The 20268-nt window shown below is 46.1% G+C and carries 17 protein-coding genes and 1 tRNA gene; 10 read left to right on the top strand and 8 right to left on the bottom strand.

Annotated features, from left to right (window positions below; translation table 11 throughout):
• Positions 1-3: 3 nt before the first annotated feature.
• The 5 genes from V2I46_04600 to V2I46_04620 form a co-directional block, all read right to left on the bottom strand.
• Positions 4-1695, bottom strand: a complete 1692-nt coding sequence (locus V2I46_04600; protein MEE4176770.1) for a hypothetical protein — start codon at positions 1693-1695, stop codon at positions 4-6.
• A gap of 215 nt (positions 1696-1910) precedes the next feature.
• Positions 1911-2606 carry a fibrobacter succinogenes major paralogous domain-containing protein gene (locus V2I46_04605; protein MEE4176771.1) on the bottom strand — a complete coding sequence of 232 codons (696 nt, stop codon included), beginning with the start codon at positions 2604-2606 and terminating at the stop codon, positions 1911-1913.
• A 33-nt stretch (positions 2607-2639) separates the two neighbouring features.
• Complete coding sequence (locus tag V2I46_04610) at positions 2640-3341, bottom strand: hypothetical protein (protein MEE4176772.1); 702 nt, start codon at positions 3339-3341, stop codon at positions 2640-2642.
• A 112-nt stretch (positions 3342-3453) separates the two neighbouring features.
• Positions 3454-4218 carry a LytTR family DNA-binding domain-containing protein gene (locus V2I46_04615; protein ID MEE4176773.1) on the bottom strand — a complete coding sequence of 255 codons (765 nt, stop codon included), beginning with the start codon at positions 4216-4218 and terminating at the stop codon, positions 3454-3456.
• A gap of 5 nt (positions 4219-4223) precedes the next feature.
• A complete protein-coding gene (locus V2I46_04620; GenBank protein MEE4176774.1) occupies positions 4224-7388 on the bottom strand; it encodes a two-component regulator propeller domain-containing protein in 3165 nt (1054 codons plus the stop codon).
• A 200-nt stretch (positions 7389-7588) separates the two neighbouring features.
• Here V2I46_04620 and V2I46_04625 point away from each other — a divergent pair, with 200 nt between their 5' ends.
• The 8 genes from V2I46_04625 (at position 7589) to V2I46_04660 (ending at position 15222) form a co-directional block, all read left to right on the top strand.
• Positions 7589-8518, top strand: coding sequence for a DMT family transporter (locus tag V2I46_04625; GenBank protein ID MEE4176775.1), 930 nt, complete (start codon positions 7589-7591; stop codon positions 8516-8518).
• Positions 8519-8723: 205 nt separating this feature from the next.
• Entirely contained in the window at positions 8724-9035 is a 312-nt protein-coding gene (gene rplU / locus V2I46_04630; GenBank protein ID MEE4176776.1) for a 50S ribosomal protein L21, read from the top strand.
• Positions 9036-9065: 30 nt separating this feature from the next.
• A complete protein-coding gene (gene rpmA / locus V2I46_04635) occupies positions 9066-9332 on the top strand; it encodes a 50S ribosomal protein L27 (protein MEE4176777.1) in 267 nt (88 codons plus the stop codon).
• Between the two features lie 77 nt (positions 9333-9409).
• Positions 9410-9499, top strand: a tRNA-Ser gene (locus tag V2I46_04640).
• 379 nt (positions 9500-9878) lie between these two features.
• Positions 9879-11150 carry a serine--tRNA ligase gene (gene serS / locus V2I46_04645; protein MEE4176778.1) on the top strand — a complete coding sequence of 424 codons (1272 nt, stop codon included), beginning with the start codon at positions 9879-9881 and terminating at the stop codon, positions 11148-11150.
• 74 nt (positions 11151-11224) lie between these two features.
• The gene (locus tag V2I46_04650; protein ID MEE4176779.1) at positions 11225-13051 is read left to right on the top strand and encodes a tetratricopeptide repeat protein; all 1827 of its coding nucleotides are present in this window, start codon (positions 11225-11227) and stop codon (positions 13049-13051) included.
• 6 nt (positions 13052-13057) lie between these two features.
• Positions 13058-13843, top strand: coding sequence for a 16S rRNA (adenine(1518)-N(6)/adenine(1519)-N(6))-dimethyltransferase RsmA (rsmA, locus tag V2I46_04655; protein ID MEE4176780.1), 786 nt, complete (start codon positions 13058-13060; stop codon positions 13841-13843).
• Between the two features lie 77 nt (positions 13844-13920).
• Positions 13921-15222: a hypothetical protein gene (locus V2I46_04660; protein MEE4176781.1), complete on the top strand. Its 1302-nt coding sequence runs from the start codon at positions 13921-13923 to the stop codon at positions 15220-15222.
• 117 nt (positions 15223-15339) lie between these two features.
• On the opposite strand, the gene V2I46_04665 is transcribed toward V2I46_04660, so the two are convergent.
• From V2I46_04665 to V2I46_04675, 3 genes are all read right to left on the bottom strand, one after another.
• Positions 15340-16632, bottom strand: coding sequence for an aspartate kinase (locus V2I46_04665; GenBank protein ID MEE4176782.1), 1293 nt, complete (start codon positions 16630-16632; stop codon positions 15340-15342).
• Positions 16633-16757: 125 nt separating this feature from the next.
• Positions 16758-17258 (bottom strand): RNA polymerase sigma factor, encoded by a 501-nt coding sequence (locus V2I46_04670; GenBank protein MEE4176783.1) that lies wholly within the window; start codon positions 17256-17258, stop codon positions 16758-16760.
• 433 nt (positions 17259-17691) lie between these two features.
• Positions 17692-18564 (bottom strand): MerR family transcriptional regulator, encoded by an 873-nt coding sequence (locus tag V2I46_04675; GenBank protein ID MEE4176784.1) that lies wholly within the window; start codon positions 18562-18564, stop codon positions 17692-17694.
• Between the two features lie 336 nt (positions 18565-18900).
• Here V2I46_04675 and V2I46_04680 point away from each other — a divergent pair, with 336 nt between their 5' ends.
• Together V2I46_04680 and V2I46_04685 are read left to right on the top strand one after the other, a co-directional pair.
• Positions 18901-19296, top strand: coding sequence for a DUF1987 domain-containing protein (locus tag V2I46_04680; protein MEE4176785.1), 396 nt, complete (start codon positions 18901-18903; stop codon positions 19294-19296).
• Positions 19297-19374: 78 nt separating this feature from the next.
• On the top strand, positions 19375-20265 hold the full coding sequence (locus V2I46_04685) for a DnaB-like helicase C-terminal domain-containing protein (protein MEE4176786.1): 891 nt from the start codon (positions 19375-19377) through the stop codon (positions 20263-20265).
• Positions 20266-20268 lie beyond the last annotated feature (3 nt).

Raw genomic sequence — 20268 nt, forward strand, 5'->3', positions numbered from 1 at the left:
TGCTTAAAATGTGAAAACATAGGTCATGTCTCCTTTCAATTCGTTGAATTTTTGTGTGGTAAGCCCGTCAGGATTGGAGGAATTGATGTAAAATAAGTTGAATCTAAGTGCATGGTTTTTGGCCACCTGGTAGGTTGAGTTCAGCATACTGTTGATTACACGGCCTTTACCCAAGTCTTGGTCGGTTTTAATGAAACTGTTGTTCCAGCCAACCAATAATTTGCCTTCAAGAAAGGTTTTGGAGGCTCCAAAGGTAAGCCCGATGGCTTCACTGGAAATCAGGCTATTCTCAAGTTCGGTGTAATTGGCCCCGATCAGAAATGAAAGCCCTTGCTGAAGGAGGCTGATGTTGTAATTAAAGTTTGCCAAAAGGGCTTGATTTTCAGTAAAATGACTTGTGGATTCATTAAAGTCCCTTAGTTCCATTCGGCCCATCATCAGCATTAACATATGATTATATTTCGAACCGGAAAACATTAATCTTGGCATTATTGAGAGGTTGTGGGTGGTTTGAAAAAGTTTAAGGGAGTCGATCAGGGGAACCTTACCTGCGCGTTGGTTGGAGGCATAATTGCTGTAGTTCAGATCGATGCCAAAAATGTGTGAAGGATTGTAGGATGCATTGAGTGAGGAGATGGTGCGCAGGGAGGTTGCTTTTTTGGTATTTTGAAGGTTGTCGCGCTGCAGGCCTAAGCTTCCCCTGAGGTTAAGCTTTCGGTTCATTAGCGAAAGACCCGGGGCAATGGTAATGTTTTCAATATCATTGTTAAGGTAATAGGTGCCCATGGATCTATAACCAGGATCAATACGGCGGTATTCGAGCCGGGTGTTGAAATTTTTCTGGGAATAATTCACCGAAGAGCGAATGGCTGTAAGCAGATCCGTTGATTGGTTAATGGCCATAAAACGCTCAGCTTCCTTATAGATTTTTTTGTTTTCTAAATCATCAAAGTTTTCAATTGGCACTGTTGATGCATCAGTTGTGTAAACACTCAATGCCATTTCACTTTCAAAGGAGAATTTTTCAGAAAGCTGAATTCGGGTATTAAAGCCCGTTACAAGGTTTTCTTCCGGAGGAATGTACTGACCACTGGGTTGTATAACGGTGGTGCTATCATCTTTGATTTTTAGTACTATCACATCGAAAAATGTCTTTTCGGAACCTACTCCAATTTTGGTGGCAAACCCCTTGCGCGTCAGTGTGCTGGTAGTGTCAATGGCCTGCTCATCAGCTGTGGTGCTCTTTTTGAAACGGCCATAAACAAAGCCGAAGCGAAATTTACCAGGGTTCAATTCGAGTCCACCGCCCAGGAACTTGTGTCCGCCCATTGTGTAGTTGCCGAAATTTACGGTGCTGTAACCGATGTGAGCTTTGGCCCATTTGTAAGAAGGGCTCAGCCCGAATTGATTGAAAGGCTGGGTGTAATCGGCACGCTTATTGCTGAATCGAAAGCTGAAAGGCATTGAAATGCCGTAAAAGGAGGCTGTGGCGTTTGCTGAAAGCATCAGCGAGAACGGGTCGCCCCGCGCAACTATTCCATTTGCATTGTAGCCAATAAGATTAGCAGAGAAATTGCCACGGAAGGAAAAGGCCTGCTGGCTGCCCAGCCCTTCCAGTTGTTGCCCTGAGGTCAGAATCGGGCAGAAAACCCACAAGACCAGCAACAAAGAACAAGTTTGATAGCTGTGTTTCATTTTGGGTGAATTGTCACAAAATGCTTTTCCGGGAGTAAGAGGAAGCCATCTTGCAGGTATTAAAAATGTGATTAATCAAATTTGCGACATATCAAATTTTATCGCAAAGATGAATTAGCAAACAAGCATTTTGAATGAGCAATTGGTGTGTATTTTTCTTATTCAGTTAACGGTTGCGAAAAGTCGCTGGATGTCAGCTTTTTTAGTCCTTTCTCTTAATCCTTTACACACCGAACTGAATGTCCGGCAATATTTCCCTGTCGTTCAATATAGGCGTTGCTGTTATTTGCAATCAGGGTCAGTATCCAGGAATCCTCAGGGCTTTCAGACGTTGAACTCCACCAAATGGCATAGTAGCCGGGAGAGTTAAAAGCTCCGGTTCGATAACCACCCGGAATTGCTGTAAACCCGTAAGTGTCTGATGCTCCTGTATTTGGCCCATTCCAGTGGACTGTTCCCTGTTCTTTTAACCTGTTGCCTGCTTCATTTTCTCCGCCAGCAAAATTTACCAGGGTGTTCCATTCATTTTTTGTGGGGACGTGCCAGCCTGTGGGGCAAAGTTGCCTGGAGTCATTCACTGCGAACCAGTTGTAAAGAAGCCCGTAAGTATCTGTCCAGGAAGCCACGTTCTCATAATGGCAAAAGGCGCCTTCCGTGGCTATTAGCCAGGGAGTCCAGTTGGTTACATTGGGTATGAGGTCTCCATTGCGGTATTTTGTGGTTTTGAGGTTTTCTTTCATCCAAACTTGCGATCCGATCTTTACGGTCTCGTAAACATTGCCATCTATATCGGTTACTGGTGGCTGGGGGTCTTCACCCTGGTCTTTTTTGCAAGCATGGTTGGCCAATACCAGGATAGTTGTAAATAGTATTACGAGCAGGAAGCGGAAGGGTTTTTTGGGAGTACTCATGGTAAAAGATTTTATGTTATTCAGCATGCCGAATTATTCCTTGTTCTTATAATGATACTTAATGGTAAGCTGTGGACGGTAGTCCGGCCTGGCGGTTTCATCGCCCGAGAAAATGGCCCAGATGCCGCTTGAAAGGGGAGAGGGGAGATTTACATTGCCATCGGGAATGAATTGAAGCCTGAATTGAAATTTGGTTATACTCGGGTAAGTTTTGATGAAGTTGTTTAATGTAGTGGTGAGGTTCAAAGGGTATTCCTTCAATACGTTATAACCCCAGCTGGCAATGGTTCCGCAATCGTTATAGGAAATAAGGTCGTAAGCAGAAGCCTCGAGCGAACCATACATGACCATAAAACAGTTCACAACTCTTGTGCCCGCGCCATCAAAAGGATGCATGTTGGTGTTTGATTCGTAGACCTGAAGGATCGCTTCGTCAATGATCAATTCGCGATTTGATCCGGGAATAATGTCCGAAACATCAAAACTGATGAAGCTGCGCATAGAATGGCCAGTGGAGTTCCAGCCAATTAGAAGCGACTTTCCTTGTGAATGGCTGTAAAAATCGTGCACTACCCGGTTCGATAAATTTTCAATGTAGCCATCGTCTCCTCCAAGAGAAACGAAGGTTTCAATTTTGGTTGCCACTATGCTGCCATCATCCGACTCGCATGCAGGCAAAAACCCCATGCTGAAAATGGCAAGTGATACAATCAGTGCAATTGGTTTTGTTTTCATAATACCCGGAATTTATGATTTAACTGACATAATCAAATATCAACCAACTTTTTAGGCCGGACAATCATGAATTAGTAAACAGGGGGTTTGGGTTAGCAAACAGCGAATGGAGTCAGGCTTTCAAAATGGTCATTAGTTCTGCCTTCTTGTTTTTCGAAACGCAAAGCTCCCTTCCATCCGACATCACTACCGAACCGCCATCACCTTTGTTGTACCTGACAATTTCGTGAATGTTTACAAGGAATGAGTGATGAATCCTGAAAAAATAATGGGCGTGAAGCCTTTCTTCTACATATTTTATGGTTTTCGAAACCAACAGTTTTTTCCCATTTTTCAAGTGAAGATGCACATAGTTGCTGTCACCCACCAGGTATAAAATGTCTTGTTCGTTCAGGATTTCCAACCCATTGTTGGTAGGTAAAGCTATTTTGGAAAAGTGGTTGTTGCCCTGCTTCAAGTTTTCAAGAAGTACATTTAAATATTCGGTGTTGGAGTGAATGGCCTGGGAGTTTTTTTTCATTTTAATTCGTTCTTCAACGGTTTTTACCGCTTGCACCAGTTCCAAACGGTCGATGGGTTTCAGCAAATAATCGGCAGCGCTAACCTTAAAAGCTTTGATGGCGTAATTGTCGTAGGCAGTGGTGAAAATAATCTCGAAATTCACCTCTTCCAGCATGCTGATCAAATCGAAGCCGTTCATCTTGGGCATGGCAATGTCTAAAAAAATGAGTTCGGGCTGGTGGGTCTGGATGGATTTCAAACCGCATTCGCCGCTCAAACAGGTGTCGACAATGGTAACCTGCGGGCAATATTTCTTAATCAAAATCGACAAGGCATCAATACAATGTTGCTCATCATCTATAATTAAGGCTTTCATGGCAATTAAATTGTGGTTATCAAAGGTAGCATGATGGTGATCTTCGTTCCTGCAGGTTTGTGGTTTTGATCATGTAAGTCGGAAATCGAAATTTTTGCATCGCTGCTGTATAAGCTTTTAATGATGGCTATCCGGTCGGCTGTTATCGACATTCCAACCGATTTATTTTGCGGCGTGAAGTGGCTTTTGAATTCGGCAGCCTTCTCCCTGCCCACTCCATTGTCCTGAATTTTAAAAATGATGTGCTGCCCGTTTTTTTGAGCTGAAACCTCAATTCTGCCTCTGGTTTCCTTGTGAAGCAGGCCGTGCCACACGGCATTCTCAACATAGGGTTGCAAAAGCAAGGGGGGCACATACACCCGGTTGGTGTCCAAAAATTTGTCCGTTTTTATGGAAAAATCAAACCGATTGTCAAACCTGAGCTGCTCCAGTTCCAAGTAAATCTTCAGGGCATCCAATTCATCTTCAAGGCAAACCAGCTTGTGCTTGGCGTTATTCAAAACCGCGCGTATCAGGCGGGCAAACTTGTTCAGGTAATCCGAGGCGGCTTCGGTCTTGTTTTTTAAAATAAAGGTGTTGATGCTGTTGAGCGAGTTGAAAATAAAATGCGGGTTCATCTGGGCCCTGAGCGACTGCATTTCCACTTCGGCAATCTTTTTCTCGAAGTCTGATTTGATCTTTTCTTGACTCTTTATTCTGCTTACCCTATAGCGAAAAATCCCAAAAATTATCAGCAAGCCTACTAAAAAAACTGCAATAAAGAACCAGGTCGTTTGATAAAAAAAGGGCTTAATGGTGAATTCCACTTCCGCTTCCTGGTCAAACCATAAACCCCTGTGAGCCGCCTTCACCACGAAGCGGTATTTGCCAGGCGGCAAGTTGGTGTAATTGGCCATGCCTGGTGCTATGATTATGCTTTTTTGATCGTCATAACCCAGCAACTGGTATTCATAATGAATGCGGTCGGCATCCTGAAAACAAATAGCAGTAAAACGCAACCTGACATTTCTTTCGGAAGGCTTCAATATGAAAGAGGAATTGTGCCGGCCTGGGCCAAGTTGGATGATCCTTTCACCATTCACCTCAATATCCTCAATAATTAGGTTTATAATGTTTTTCGAAACATTCAGGACCGACACATTCTGGCTTTCATAAGCGCCGCTTCCAGTCAGGTAAATGTTGTCCTGCCAGTCAATGAATATTCGGTCGTCGAGTGATTTCAGTTCATGCAGTCCGTTTCTTTTGTCAAAGGCATTAAATTGTTCGGTGTAGGGGTTGAAAAACAGCAAGCCCTCGTTTATAATCCAGAAATTATGGTTTGAGTCGGTGGCAATACGCGAAACATTGGGGTCGTTAAGCCCATGCACCGTGTGAAACAATTTTAAAGAAATTTCATCCTCGTTTTCTGTGATTCGAAGCAGCCCCTTGCCGGGAATGCAAGCCCAGATTCTTCCCAAACTGTCGGTTGCAAACCCCTGGACGGTTTGGTTCCTGATACCCAAATTTTTCATCTCATTGGGGAATTCCGTAATAAACCTTTCGGTCTCAATGTCATAAACCCCGAACCCGTCGTAAGAACCAATCCAGAGCCGGTTTTTGTGGTCCACCATCAGGTCGTTGTAGTACCTGCTTTTAAATAAACTGTTGGGATTGCCCGGGTCATGTTGCAGATAATGCACTGTTTTCCGGTCTTTGCCAATTCGAATCAGACCATGGCGCGGGGCCGAAACCCAAAGGTTATGGTTCTGATCTTCCACGAGCTCGCGCAGAAAGGTAGTGGTGTCATTAAAGGAGATGAATTTGTTGTCACCGTCACGAAACACCCTTAAAGATTGGCTTGCCGGATCAATATACAATAAATGGTTTCTAAGGCTGGTGGCCCAGATTACGCCCCTATGGTCGCGGAAAATGGAATAAATTCTTGCATTGGGTTTTACATCCTCCGAATCTTTTATAAAGCCCCAATCGCCGGTTTGTACATCTTTAAAAATGATGTTGTGCCTGCTGTCAGTACCCAGGTAAAGCATCTCTTCGCTTTCGGCCCTGAAAATGCTTCGTATTGTTTCAACTCCGTAAGGCAAAACCTGCCTTTGAAACGAACGGTAGGAATTGTCCAGAAAATTCAGGCCTTCCTTACCACCCACCCACAAATCCCCATTCTTGTCAATTAAAATATTGCATTGCAGATAGTTCGACAGCAATGACCTGGGGTTGGTATCGGATTTTGGATAAGACCTGAAGGTCCTGGTCCTTTTGTTGAAAACCGCAAGGCCTTCACCAACCGTTGCAAGCCAAAGCTCCTCATCGTTTTTCCTTTCAATAAAAAGAATGGTGAGAAGGTCTTTATCAGAAATAGTAAATATTTCCCACTCCATGGTCACCAAGTTTAGTTTTTTTAGTCCCGTGGCCCATTCGCCGGTCCAAAGCACTGAGTCACCGTCGAAAAACAGTGACTGAGAAGCGGGTCGGTGACTGGTATCCTTTTCGGGTTCCAGAAAAACCGAATGCGTTTTCTTATCAATGAATAAAATGCCTCCCTGGGTGCTTGCCACGATTTGATCCTTGTTGCGTGGGTGGGCATCAACCTGGTAAACCCATGAAAGGAGGCTTTCGTCTGGAAGGCTTTTTTCATCTGCCTGAAGCATCCATTTAATTCTGTCGTTTTTTCGGTCAAAATGCGCCAGACCGTTGGAAGTGGCAATCCAAATGCTGCCATCAGGGTCCTCAAAAAAGTAATGAACCTCTACCGCCGGGAAATGATATCCCTCGACGGCGAAGGGGTGGTAATTGGTAAAAACATCAAAAACAGGATCGTAAATAGAGAAACCATTATTGGTGCCAACCCACAAAAGGGAGTCGCTGCTTTCATATAAGGCAAGAATTAAATTTTCGGAAAGTGAAGTGGGATCTTCGGGGTTGTGCCCGAAAACTTTCATCGAATGCCCATCATACCTGGCTAGCCCGTTGTCGGTGGCAATCCAGAGATAGCCTGTTACGTCCTGTGAAACCCAGCGAACCACATCAGATGGCAGGCCTTCCTCTTTGGTGAAATGTCTGAAATACAAAGTTTCTGCCTCACGAGCGAGCCCTCCCCCGAATTGGGCAGAAAGTTCCAACGTTAACGAAAGCAATAGCAAAGCAATCGGAATTGTGGTAGAATTCCTTTTCACTTTTGAGCCCTTTAATTTTTTCTAAATTTAGGGATTTATTGATATTGAGGGTGCAATAATGAGTAAAGGAGGGGTTTGAATTAGCAAAAAGAGGCTGGAAGGTGCGAAAATTTTTATTTATAGGGCGCGTTGGGATATTCCAGAAAGGATTCCCGAACCAGAATTTATTTACCTTTGCCCCGCAAAAATCCCAGATGACTTTGAATGAAGAAACTAAACCCGGCCTGAAGGAGTGGATGGTCCTGGTGTTGCTGATGCTCATCTGGGGCAGCTCGTTCATTTTGATGAAGAAGGGCCTGGTTTCGTTTACGGGGATGGAACTGGGCGCCCTGCGAATCAGCATTTCGTTTGCGGTGCTGGTGCCTTTTGTTTTCCGACGGATCAGGAAAGTACCCTTAAACAAGTTGAAGTATTTTGCCCTTGCGGGGGTGGTGGGCAACGGGGTGCCGCCCTTTTTGTTTGCCATTGCCCAGACGCGCATCGACAGTTACCTGGCCGGGGTGCTCAATTCGCTTACACCCCTGTTTACCCTGCTGGTGGGCGTGATGTTTTTTGGTATCCGTACCCGCTGGATCAACGTGCTGGGGGTGGTTCTCGGGCTGGTGGGCGCCGTGGGGCTGCTCACCGCTGTGCACGACCCCGCCCTGGGCAACGGCATCCTATACGGGTTGATCATTGTGCTTGCCACCATTTTCTATGCCCTTAACATGAACATCATCAAAAGGTTCCTGGTGGGTTTTGATGCCGTGACCATTACCTCGGTGGTCTTCACCATCATTGGTATTCCTGCTGTCATTTACCTGTTTGCCGGAACGGGATTTGCTGAGAAAATGGTCGTTGGTGGACAGAACTGGATCAGTTTGGGGTATGTGGCCTTGTTGGCCATTTTTGGTACGGCAATTAGCATGGTGATGCACAACTGGCTGATCAGGCGAACCTCAGCACTCTTTGCCTCTACAGTAACCTATATGATGCCCATCGTGAGCATCTTCTGGGGGGTACTCGACGGGGAAGCCTTCCTGCTGGTTTATCTGCTCTGGATTACCCTTATCCTGGTGGGCGTCTATATGGCTAACCGGCAGCCGGGGCTGCTTCGCAGACTGGTTAAGGGCAGGAGGGAAAGGGCCTGAAAGAACTAAAGAAATGGGCTCATAGACTTGGTTTCGGCATTGAAAATAAACCCTGGCAGCAGGCTTTTGGGTTGAAAGAAATGTTTAAATACCACAACTTCAAAATAATATTTGACCATTTTTATAAAAAGGCATTGTTGGTTGAGAAAAAATTTTCTATCTTTGCACCCCAATATTTGAAGTAAACATCATAATCAAAATAGAAATGTACGCAATTGTTGAGATAGGCGGGCAGCAGTTTAAGATCGCCAAAGATCAGAAGCTTTATGTAAACCTTATCCACCAGGATGAAGGTGCAGAGCTTGAATTTGACAAGGTGTTGTTGCTGGCCGACGGTGATAAGGTACAGATTGGTACCCCCGTATTGGATGGCGCCAAGGTGAAAGCCAAGTTACTGGCCCACGTTAAGGCCGACAAGGTATTGGTTTTCAAGAAGAAGAGAAGGAAAGGCTATCAGAAGATGAACGGCCACCGTCAGCCCCTGACCCACATCCAAATCGAAGAGATCGTTGCTTAAGGTATTTGCAAACAGAAAAAATAAAACGATATGGCACACAAGAAAGGAGTTGGTAGCTCACGTAACGGCCGCGAATCGCATAGCAAGCGTCTCGGCGTGAAGGTATTTGGCGGCCAGTTGGCCACTGCCGGCAACATTATTGTAAGGCAAAGAGGCACCACCCACTTTCCCGGTAATAACGTGGGAATGGGCAAGGACCACACCCTGTTTGCCCTGGTTGATGGCAAGGTGGTTTTCAAAAAGAAAGCCGGAGACAAGTCTTTTGTTTCCATTGAGCCTGTTGCCGCTGCCGAATAAAGGCTACCGCAAGGAATCTTAAATCCTGCCATTGCAGGATTTTTTTTTAGGATACAGCCATGGGCTGTTCCACAACAGGAGAGATGCCAGAGCGGTCGAATGGGGCGGTCTCGAAAACCGTTGTCCGCGTCAGCGGACCCAGGGTTCGAATCCCTGTCTCTCCGCCATACAAAGGGTTCCCGCCGGAAGGCGGGAATCCTTTTTTATGTACGCATCCCAAACAGAGTTTGAGGGTGCGTACATAAAAAAATACCTGAGCGGAGCGAAGGAACCCTTTGCATGAGCCACCCCCCTTGAGGGATCACTTGAAGTAATCCCTGTCTCTCCGCCATACAAAGGGTTCCCGCCGGAAGGCGGGAATCTTTTTTTGTAAAAGGCTTATTGTTAACGTCCATTTTTTTCTCAATCTCAACCTTAACTTTTCCCCCAGCCTCAATCCTAACCTTAATCTCAGGCTGAACCTCAACCTTAACCTTTCTTTCTTGCTCATAGTCGGCGAATTCTTCTTAATTTTGAGGCTGCAATCTTCAAAAAGCCTAATTTCTTATGATCGAGATACAAATCATCCGCAACCAACCGGCAGAGGTGGTTGAACGCCTGAAAGTAAAGAATTTTGATGCCGCCGCCATTATTGACCGCATTCTGGAAGTGGATGGAGAACGCCGCCGCACGCAGAAGAGCCTGGATGACACCCTGGCCGAGAGCAATCAGCTGGCCCGCGACATCGGTGCCCTGTTCAAATCGGGCAAACGGGAGGAGGCAGAAAGCCTGAAAGAACGCACCGCCCTGCTCAAGCAACAGGTGAAGGCGCTGCAGGAGATCCTGGAAGGCCTGTCGGCCGAACAGGACAAACTGGTGTTACAGCTGCCCAACCTTCCTCACGGCAGCGTGCCTGTCGGAAAATCGTCGGAAGACAATACCATCGTTCATTCGGAGGGAGAAATTCCCGCCCTGGCAACAGGGGCTTTGCCCCATTGGGAGCTTGCGAAGCAATACGACCTTATCGATTTTGAATGCGGCACCCGTATCACAGGCGCTGGATTCCCTGTTTATAAAGGCAAGGGGGCGCGCCTGCAAAGGGCACTCATTGGCTTTTTCCTCGACAATGCCGTGGAGGCAGGATATACCGAATACCAGCCACCGCTGATGGTGAATGAAGCCTCGGCCTATGCAACAGGGCAGCTTCCCGATAAGGAGGGACAGATGTATCACGTGCAGCTCGATAACCTCTACCTAATCCCAACGGCCGAGGTTCCGGTGACCAACTTTTTTCGCGATATGATCCTGCGTCAGCAAGATCTGCCGGTAATGAGCACCGCCTATTCGGCTTGCTTCCGGCGTGAGGCCGGGTCTTACGGTAAGGATGTCAGGGGCCTGAACCGCCTGCATCAGTTCGACAAAGTGGAGATCGTGCAGATCACCCACCCTGATAAGAGTTACGACACTCTGGATGAAATGGTGAAATATGTTTCGGGCTTGCTGCAAAAGCTGGAGTTGCCTTTCAGGGTAGCCAGGCTCTGCGGGGGCGACCTGAGTTTTGCCTCGGCCCTGACTTACGATATGGAGGTGTATTCGGCCGCCCAGCAAAGGTGGCTTGAGGTAAGCTCCATCTCCAATTTCGAGACTTTCCAGTCGAACCGCATGAAACTCCGCTTTCGCGGCGAGGATGGGAAGACCACTCTGGCCCATACGCTGAACGGAAGTGCACTGGCCCTTCCGCGCATCGTGGCTGCATTGCTCGAGAACAATCAAACACCTCAAGGCATTCGTATTCCCAAAGCCCTTCAACCTTATACTGGTTTTGAGGTGATCGCATAGTGCATTCGTGCCCTTACCGGCAAAACAATTGGTACCTGCAGGCGTTTTACAGGTAACGCAATCCCTGCTTTGAAATGAAAAAGCTGTTCTTCGCATTCATACTGGGTTCTTTTGTGCTGATGGCCGTTCCGGCCATTGCACAGGACAGAACCGACGAGCTTTTGGCTGCCCAGTATTTCAGGGAGGGCGATTATGAAAAGGCTGCGGCCCTTTACGAAGCCCTGATGGATAAAAACCCTGATCCGGTGGCCTACAGCAACTACCTGGAATGCTTGTTTGCCCTTGAGGATTTTCGCAAGGCTGAACGCCTGGTGAGAAACCGTATGCGCGAACAGCCCGATCAGGTTGGTTTTGAAATAGACCTGGGATGGGTGTACGACCGCGCCGGAGAAACCCGGAAAATGCAAAGGCAGTTTGACGGCATTATGAAAGAGATGCAGGCTGATCCCCGCAGGGTTGTGGCCCAGGCAGAAGCATTCGGAAATCGCGGATACATTGACCTGGCAATCGACACTTACCTTCGTGGACGCCGCCTGATGGGCAGTAACTACCCCGTTCATTTGAAGCTGGCACCCCTTTACAGGCGTAAAGGTGACCTGAATGCCATGATGGGTGAATACATCGATTATGTGGAAGCTACTCCTTCGGCCACCGAACAGGTGAGGGGCATCCTGCAGGATGCCATTACCGATGACCCTGACTTTTCAAGGAATGATGCCTTGCATGAGGTGCTGTTGACACGAACGCAGGAAAATCCAAGTAACACTCTATATTCTGAGATGCTGCTCTGGCTCTCGCTACAGCAAAAGGATTTCCGGATCGCCCTGATGCAGGCGCGTGCCCTCGACCGCCGCCTCCGCCAGGAAGGTGAACTGGTGCTTGAAGTGGCCCAACTGGCTGCCACCAATGAAGACTATGGCATTGCCAGTCAGGCCTTTCAATACCTCCTCGACAAGGGACCAGATAACCTGCATTATATGGATGCGCTGACTGGATTCCTTGATGCAAGGTTCAAGGAGGTCACTTCTTCGTATGATTATAGCAGAGAAGACCTTTTGAAGGTTGAAGCCGATTATGAAGCAGCCCTTAAGGAGCTTGGGACTCAGGCCGAGACCGTTAAGCTGATCCGTAACCTGGCTAACCTGCAGGCTTTTTACATGGGAAAACTTGAAACTGCCATTGAATTGCTGGAAACCACCCTGGATATGCCCGATGTGAATAATCGGATCAAAGCCGAATGCCGCATTGAACTGGCCGATATCCTGTTGCTTTCCGGGCAGGTTTGGGATGCGACCTTGCTTTACTCACAGGTCGACAAAAGGTTTAGGGATGATCCGCTTGCCCACGAAGCTAAATATAAGAATGCACGCCTTTCGTTTTATATCGGTGAGTTTGATTGGGCGAAGGCACAGCTTGACGTCCTGAAGGCTGGAACCTCAAGGCTGATTGCCAACGATGCCATGCAACTCTCCCTTCGCATCCAGGATAATGTTGGATCTGATGGCAATACGGAACCTCTCCAGATGTATGCCCGGGCCGAATTGCTTACCTTTATGAACCACTATGGGGAAGCCCTTGAGGTATTTGACTCTATCACCAGGATATTTCCAACCCATGCGATTCACGATGATGTGCTTTTTGCCCGTGCACAGATCATGCTTACCCAAAACAATTTTGAAGAGGCCGATCAACTCTTTAACCGCATCGTGGAGACCTACCCCCAGGGTCTGCTGGCCGACGAGGCCCTGTTCAGGCGCGCTGACCTCCAGGAAAAAGTTTTTGGTAGACTTGAAAGTGCCATGACCCTATATCAGCAACTGCTGTCGGATTACCCCGGAAGCCTGAATGCTGTGGCTGCCCGCAACCGTTTCAGGGCCTTAAGAGACGGAATGGTAAATTAATGCTTTATGCCTCAACCCGTCAGACCAAAGAAATTCCTGGGACAGCATTTCCTGCGCGATGAAAACATCGCACGAAAAATTGCCGGCAGTCTTACCGGGTTTGGAAAATACAAAAAGATACTCGAAATAGGACCGGGTACCGGGGTGTTGACAAAATTCCTGATCCACCATGAAGAATACCAATGGCATGGGGTAGAAATCGATCGCGATTCCATTGCCCATTTGAAAGAGCATTTTCCCGCTATTGCTGACAGGCTGATGGAGGCCGATTTTCTGCACATGTCGCTTCCCGGCATTGCCAAGGGAGAACCCTTTGCCATAATTGGTAATTTTCCCTACAATATTTCATCCCAGATTGTTTTTAAGGTTCTTGAGCATAGGGATTTGGTGCCTGAACTTGTGGGTATGTTTCAGAAGGAAATGGGCCAGCGCATTGCCGCCCCTTCGGGAAACAAAACCTATGGGATTCTGAGCGTCCTGACCCAGGCCTTTTACAGGGTGGAATATCTTTTCCAGGTGGATGAACATGTCTTTCATCCGCCCCCCAAGGTGAAGTCGGCCGTTATCAGGATGCAGCGGAAAGATGAGGCGTTGCCCTGTGAAGCCCGCAAGCTGTTTATCGTGGTGAAGGCTGCCTTTAACCAGCGCAGAAAAACATTGCACAATAGTCTGAGAGGTGTGAATATCAATTGGGAAGCCTTGCCGGCTGATTTTGCGGGAAGGCGACCGGAACAGATGAATTTGGAGGATTTTCTCCTGCTGGCCCAACAGGCGGGTGAAGGGGGTCAATAAATCCCAAAATTTTTTATATATTGGCATGCCCCATTCCCAGGAAAAGAATGTTTCTATTTGATTGAAATCGAAAAGCTATGGCTACCAGAAAATTAAAAAACTTTGAATTTGCCGGATTGCATAACACGGATGCAGAAACCTATCCAGTGCTCCATTGTTTTCAGGATTTTGAGACGGCCAATGGTTTTGCGTTTGTCGTCTCGGGTTCTGAAAAGGTTTTGGAAGGGGATCAGCAGTTGTGTGAGGTGATCAACGAACGTGTACGTTATTATTTAGATAATGAAGTGCTGGATGATCCGCGCGAAGCAGTCCGCAATGCGCTGGTCTATGCCAATGGTTTTGTTTATGAGATGACCCGTAAGAAGGAGGGTGTGGAGGCTGAAAAGGCCAGTGTGCTGTGTGTGCTGGTTCAGGATGGAAAGGCTTATTACGCCTGGATGGGCGAGGTATCTTTGTTCCTTTATACAGGTAAAAGGCGTTATCCGCTCACCTGGCCCTTAAAGGAAGAAGGGGCCGATAGTGGGGAACCCCTTTCTAAAACCAGCTCCATTTTATACCTGGGCGTGAAACAACTGGCCGAGCCGGCCCTTTGCGAACAGGCTCTGGTGCCAGTGGACGGCGACCAATTGTTTTTAGGCACCGGAACAACCTGGGCATTGATGCGTGACAAAGCCTTCTGCACGGTGATGGCCGATAGCATGCCCACCCATACCAAGTTGCAGCGCCTGATTAAACTGGCCGGGGAGATCAAAACTGAACAGCCTGCCGCCGCCCAACTCATTGCTTTCTATAATCTAGATCAAACCGAACGCAGTTTTGCGGCTGGGAAAACTACTGCAGGGCCTTCCGTTAAAGAACGCATTCAGGCCAAAATTGAAGACAGGCCTAAAAATAAAGTGCTTAGCAATGTTTTGATCGGACTGGGAATCCTAATTTTGGCCTATATGTTCTACGACCTCTTTTTGGTCAACCCTAATAAGCCGGTGAATGTGCGTGTTTCGCAGGAGACTGCCGCTGAAAATGATACCCTTTCGGTAACTTCAGATGAACAAGCTGGGGACGAGGCGGCAGACCGGACGCTTCCTGCCGATGTGGAATATGTGGTTCGCAGTGGCGATACCTGGGGTAGTATTTACCGGCAATATGAGGTGTGCTCCTGGTTTATACGCAATCATCCTGCCAATGAAGGAAAATTTGACCCGGAAGACAACCCTGTATACAACACCAGGTTGGTGATACCGATAAAATATTCTGGTAGCCGGAGTCTTAATCCGGCCTATTACCAAGAGTTTACCCTGGAAAAAGTGGGCAACTCCTGCCAAAATGTAAACGAAGCCTTTAAGCGCAGGTTTGACCGGAAAGTAGCGTCAGTTAATTAGGCGCAGGACCGCTATCTTAAAGAAATGAATGGAAAGCCCCCTGCATTTTCTGGAGAGGAATGCAGGGGGCGATTGTTTTTTATTCCTTGAATAAATGGGGAAAACCCAACTTTTTGGTTATTTGTTTTTTCTGACCACCATCTGCAAAGTGATGCGGCTTTTTTGTTCAAGGAGGACTTCCTGGCCTGCAATCAGCTGATCCACCTGTGCTTTTTCGTAATGCCTGATGGTGATCAACCCCAGGTCGTAATTGTATTTTACGTTGAAATTTTTTTCAAGGTCGCGCAAAAGGGCAGGGGTTTTGATCAGATCGCGGTCGAAGCAAACAGAAAAACTGATGGCTGAATTTTGCATCAGGTTAATCTTTACACCGTTTTTTGCAAAATCGGAGAAGATTCTTGAAAGGTTATGCTCAGCAATAAAGCTGAAGTCTTTTGGGAATATTGAAACCAGGACCTGGTTGAATTTGAGGATGTAACTGGGCACCAGGCTATCGTGCTCGCTGACCTCGTTGATGATGGTGCCGGGTTCTGCAGGCTGGAAGAAAGACTTAACCTTTAGGGGGATGTTGCGGCTGAGGAGAGGCTTGAGCGTTTTCGGGTGGATGACCGTTGCGCCGTAATAGGAAAGCTCGATGGCTTCCTGATAGCTGATATTGGGCATCAACAAAGTTTGATCGAACAGTTTGGGGTCGGCATTCAGCAGGCCGGGAACATCCTTCCAGATCACTACCTCCGAGGCCTGCAGCGAATAGGCCAGGATGGCCGCCGAGAAGTCAGAGCCTTCACGTCCGAGGGTAGTTGTGAAGCCTTGTGTAGTGGCTCCGATAAAGCCCTGGGTCAGCACAATACCCGGTTTATTGCTGTTTTCGGCAGGTTTGAGGTAAGGTAATAGTGCTTTTTTTACGGCCTGCGGGGTCAAGATCCAGTCGATGCGCGCATCGCGGAAACTGGCATCGGTGATAATCAGCTTGCGGGCATCAAACCACTGGTTGCGAACGCCTGAATAATTCAGGTAGTGGCTAACGATCTGAGTCGATACGATCTCTCCGGTCGACACGATGCGGTCGTATTCATAGTTGTAGTTGCCTGATGGCTTTTCTTCAATGTAACGCAACAGGTGAAAAAAGGTCTGTTCCACATGAAAGAAGGCAGGGTGTTTGGGGTCCCCGAAAAGCCCATGGATAATATTAAGATGAAACTGCCTGACCTCCTCGAAAACCTGTTTCATGGCTTCAGCCTGGCCTTCCATATAATACTGGGTCAGCATTTCAAGGGCATTGGTGGTTTTTGCCATGGCAGAAACCACGATCACCAATGACTTGTCGCCATGCTCGCGTATAATGGATGCAACATTTTTGACCCCTTCCGGGTCTTTTACGCTGGCTCCCCCAAACTTGAATACCCGCATAGTTGTATCTTATCCTGTAAACATAAACGCAAATTTAGCAAATAATGAGCAGCGGCGAAAAAGAAACCCCGGACATTCCTGTACCGGGGTTTCTGGGGGGGATATATATGGGTTGAGGTTGCGGCTTACTGCTCGTTGAGCGCCTCCATTAACTTCTTGCGGGTGAAGAATATACGACTCTTTACTGTACCGATCGAAAGGTTAAGTTGTTCAGCTATTTCCTTGTATTTGTAACCATCGTTGTACATTTCAAAAGGCTTGCGCTGGTCTTCATCAATCCGCTTGATTTCCTTGTGGATCTCTTTGGTAGCATAGCTGCTATCGGGAAGACCTTCATTGCTTTCTTTTGAGAGATTCAGGTAATACAGGTCGTCAGTTTTATCAAGAATGGTGTTGTTGCGCACACTCTGACGGTAATTGTTGATGAAGGTGTTCTTCATGATTGTGAAGGCCCAAGCCTTGAGATTGGTGTCTTCGGTAAACTTATCGCGGTTGGTGAGCGCCTTTAGAAAAGTTTCCTGAACAAGGTCTTGTGCATCTTCGTAATTCGAGGTCAGGGTATAGGCAAAATATTTCAGATTTTTCTGAAGACCCAGGAGCTTATAGTTGAATTCCATTGCTGTCATGACTGTTCGGGTTTTTGGGTTTGTTTAATTTTATTTATTGTAAAGTTAAACAAAAAATTATTACCTCCAAGCTTTTTTTTAAATTTTAACATATACAAATTATAAAAAGAATTCATCTAGCAGCTGATTTATAGCTTGTATAGATTAAATTTAAGCTTTTTCGGGGATATTTTGGTGGATACCCGGTTTAATTATTTGTTAAATAATCTTAAGGAAAAGAGAAACAAGAATTGTGAACAAGTAAAAGGATACCCATTTACCTTTCAATTGCACGTTTCAGTAAGATTAACCGACCTTGTTGAATTTGGCTCACAGCAATGAAATGGTTGGGAAAATGAAAAGCCAAAAAAATTCGAAGTTATTTTTCGGGATTTATTGAATGCCTTCTTGCCAAAAATAAAAGAAAAGGAAATTTAACTTTTAAGTAAAGGATTTAAACCAGTCGTTTAAAATCCTCAGTATTGTTAAGAATGATGATATTTTTGGGCAGCTTGAAATCAATTTCGTGCACTTGGTGTCCGGTAATGAAAATGTTTTTGTCTGGGAGCGCTTTAGAAAGGTCTTGGATATAATAAGGAATGTCTTTCTGAGGCATGGCAGCCACAAAATAAGTCAGCAGGTAATCGGCCTTGCGAATTTTTACCACTTCGGTCACATCCTTAAAAGGAACATTCTGGCCAAGATAAATAACCTTGTGCCCGTTTTTTTTGATCAGGTAGGTGTAAAACAACAAGCCCAACTCGTGCCATTCCTTTTCAGGAAGGAATAACAGAAAGGTCTTTGCATCTTGCGCCAGGGGTTCGTTTTGCCCGTCAATGGCAACGATCATCTTTTGCCTGATCAGGTTAGTAAGAAAGTGCTCCTGGGCAGGATTGATTGTGCCAATCTGCCAAAGCACCCCGATCTTCTCCAGCAGGGGATAGAGAACATGGGTGACGGTCTTCTCAAAACCAATCTTTAATATAGTGCTCGAAAGCACCTTTTCAAAAGATTCTTCATTGAGTTCGATCATGGCCACGATCAGGTTGTTGATCTGGCTCTCAAAGTCAGTGGAAGTCCTCGAAATATCCCGGATCTTTTCGCAGATATCACTTGAAGACATACTGACGATGTCAGAAATCTTGAAACCATGTTTGTTGAGGGTGCTGATATTGAGCAACCGCAGCAAGTCCTCATCATTGTAATACCGAATGTTTGTTGGTGTGCGCTTGGGCGAAACCACATCATACCGCTTTTCCCATATTCTTATGGTATGGGCTTTAATGCCTGTGATCTTTTCAAGGTCGTTGATGGAGTAACGGATCATGGGGTATTCACTTGTTTAATCTTTATCAAAAACCAATAGTCAGAACCTGATCGATTTCTGTAATGTCAAAATAGATTTTTGGTTTCACTTAATCAACAACATCGGTATACAAAAGTTCAAATTTATTCTTTTGTTTCTTGTCATTTTGTTTAATAGAATGGTTTATTTAGGAAACTCTTCAATGCCTGAAACAATATGGGATTCCGTTATCTCGATTCATGGTATTAATCCGGGACTTTTAATGAAATATTAACCGGTCGTATGATTGGAGACAAAAAATGCTTATCTTGGTCAACTTCGACAGTAAAAAGGCTGAAAAATTCTTTCAGAAAAAACATGAAGAAAAAGGCCCCGGTTCTCAGAGATTTGATGATTGCAGCCACCCCTGCCTCTTTTGGCGTTGAGTTTCGGATTAATGAAGGGCTGTTGCGTTTTTCGGGCAATTCTTATCCTGAGAATGCCGTTGATTTTTTTCAACCGCTTCTGAACTGGGTTCGCGATTATGTGCGCAATACTCGCCAGCAAACCCTGGTGGAGTTCAGGATAAATTATTTTAACACCAGTTCTTCAAAATACCTCTTCCAGATCATGGAGATTATGAATGCCTTTCGCCAGAAAGGCAACCCAGTCGAGGTGGTTTGGATATCTAATGCGGAAAACGATGAGATGCTGGAAACCTGGCGGGAAATCATGATTGAACTGGAATTGGAATATACTTTGAAGGACCATTAATTTAACGGTTTTTAGCATCCTATTCCAGTTAATTTTAACTATATTTGGAACTGATGTCGTTCTTTAAAACTTATCGTCATGGAACAAAACACTTTAGAAATCACAGAGCAGTCAGAAGTGTTTGAGTTTGCCAGTATCCGCGAACTGGTAAACCAGGCACTTAAAAAAGACTTCACCGGGCAAGACACCCTTTCCGGTCTTTCAACCGGATTTAAAATGCTCGATCATATTACAGGCGGATTTCAGAAAGGACAACTTTACACAGTGGCGGTTAGGCCCGGTATGGGTAAAACCGCATTTTTATTGTCTGTTGCCAACAACCTGGCCATCAAAAACAACCATTCAGTAGCGATCTTCTCAACCGAACGCTCTAACCTCAAGATCACCAACCGGCTTATTGAAAGTGAAACCGGGATGTCACTTGATAAGCTCCGCAAAGGCTCCATGAAAGCCAGCGAGCGCGATCATATGCATTCTTTGATCAGTTCCATTGCCAAAGCCAAGATCTTTCTCGACGATACCCCTTCGCTCTCTGCGGAAGAACTGGTGAAAAGATCCAGGCAATTAAAAATCGTTCACAACGTCGACCTGGTCATTATTGATTACCTGGAATTGCTTTCCACCAGCATTACCGATACCGATAGCCGCAATGAGCAGCTCAACAAAATAGTATTGATCATCAAGGATATTGCACGCGAACTGAACCTCCCCATTTTGCTCTTTTCGCAAATTGGTTCGCCTTTCAATTTCGTACAACCACCTTCCATCAAAGACCTGCCCGTGTTCCTCAGCGAACTCTCCGATTCAGTTTTGTTCCTCCATCGCAGCGACTTGTTCCGCAAGGCCAGCAACGGTCATAGCAAAGATGCAGTAGAAGTGATTGTTGCCAAAAACCCGCAGGTAAAGGAACCCGTGGTTGTTCCCCTTACTTATATTGAAAGTATTGCCAAATTTGCCGATTTTAGCTAACTG

It is taken from the genome of Bacteroides sp., assembly GCA_036351255.1.
GTDB lineage: Bacteria > Bacteroidota > Bacteroidia > Bacteroidales > UBA7960 > UBA7960.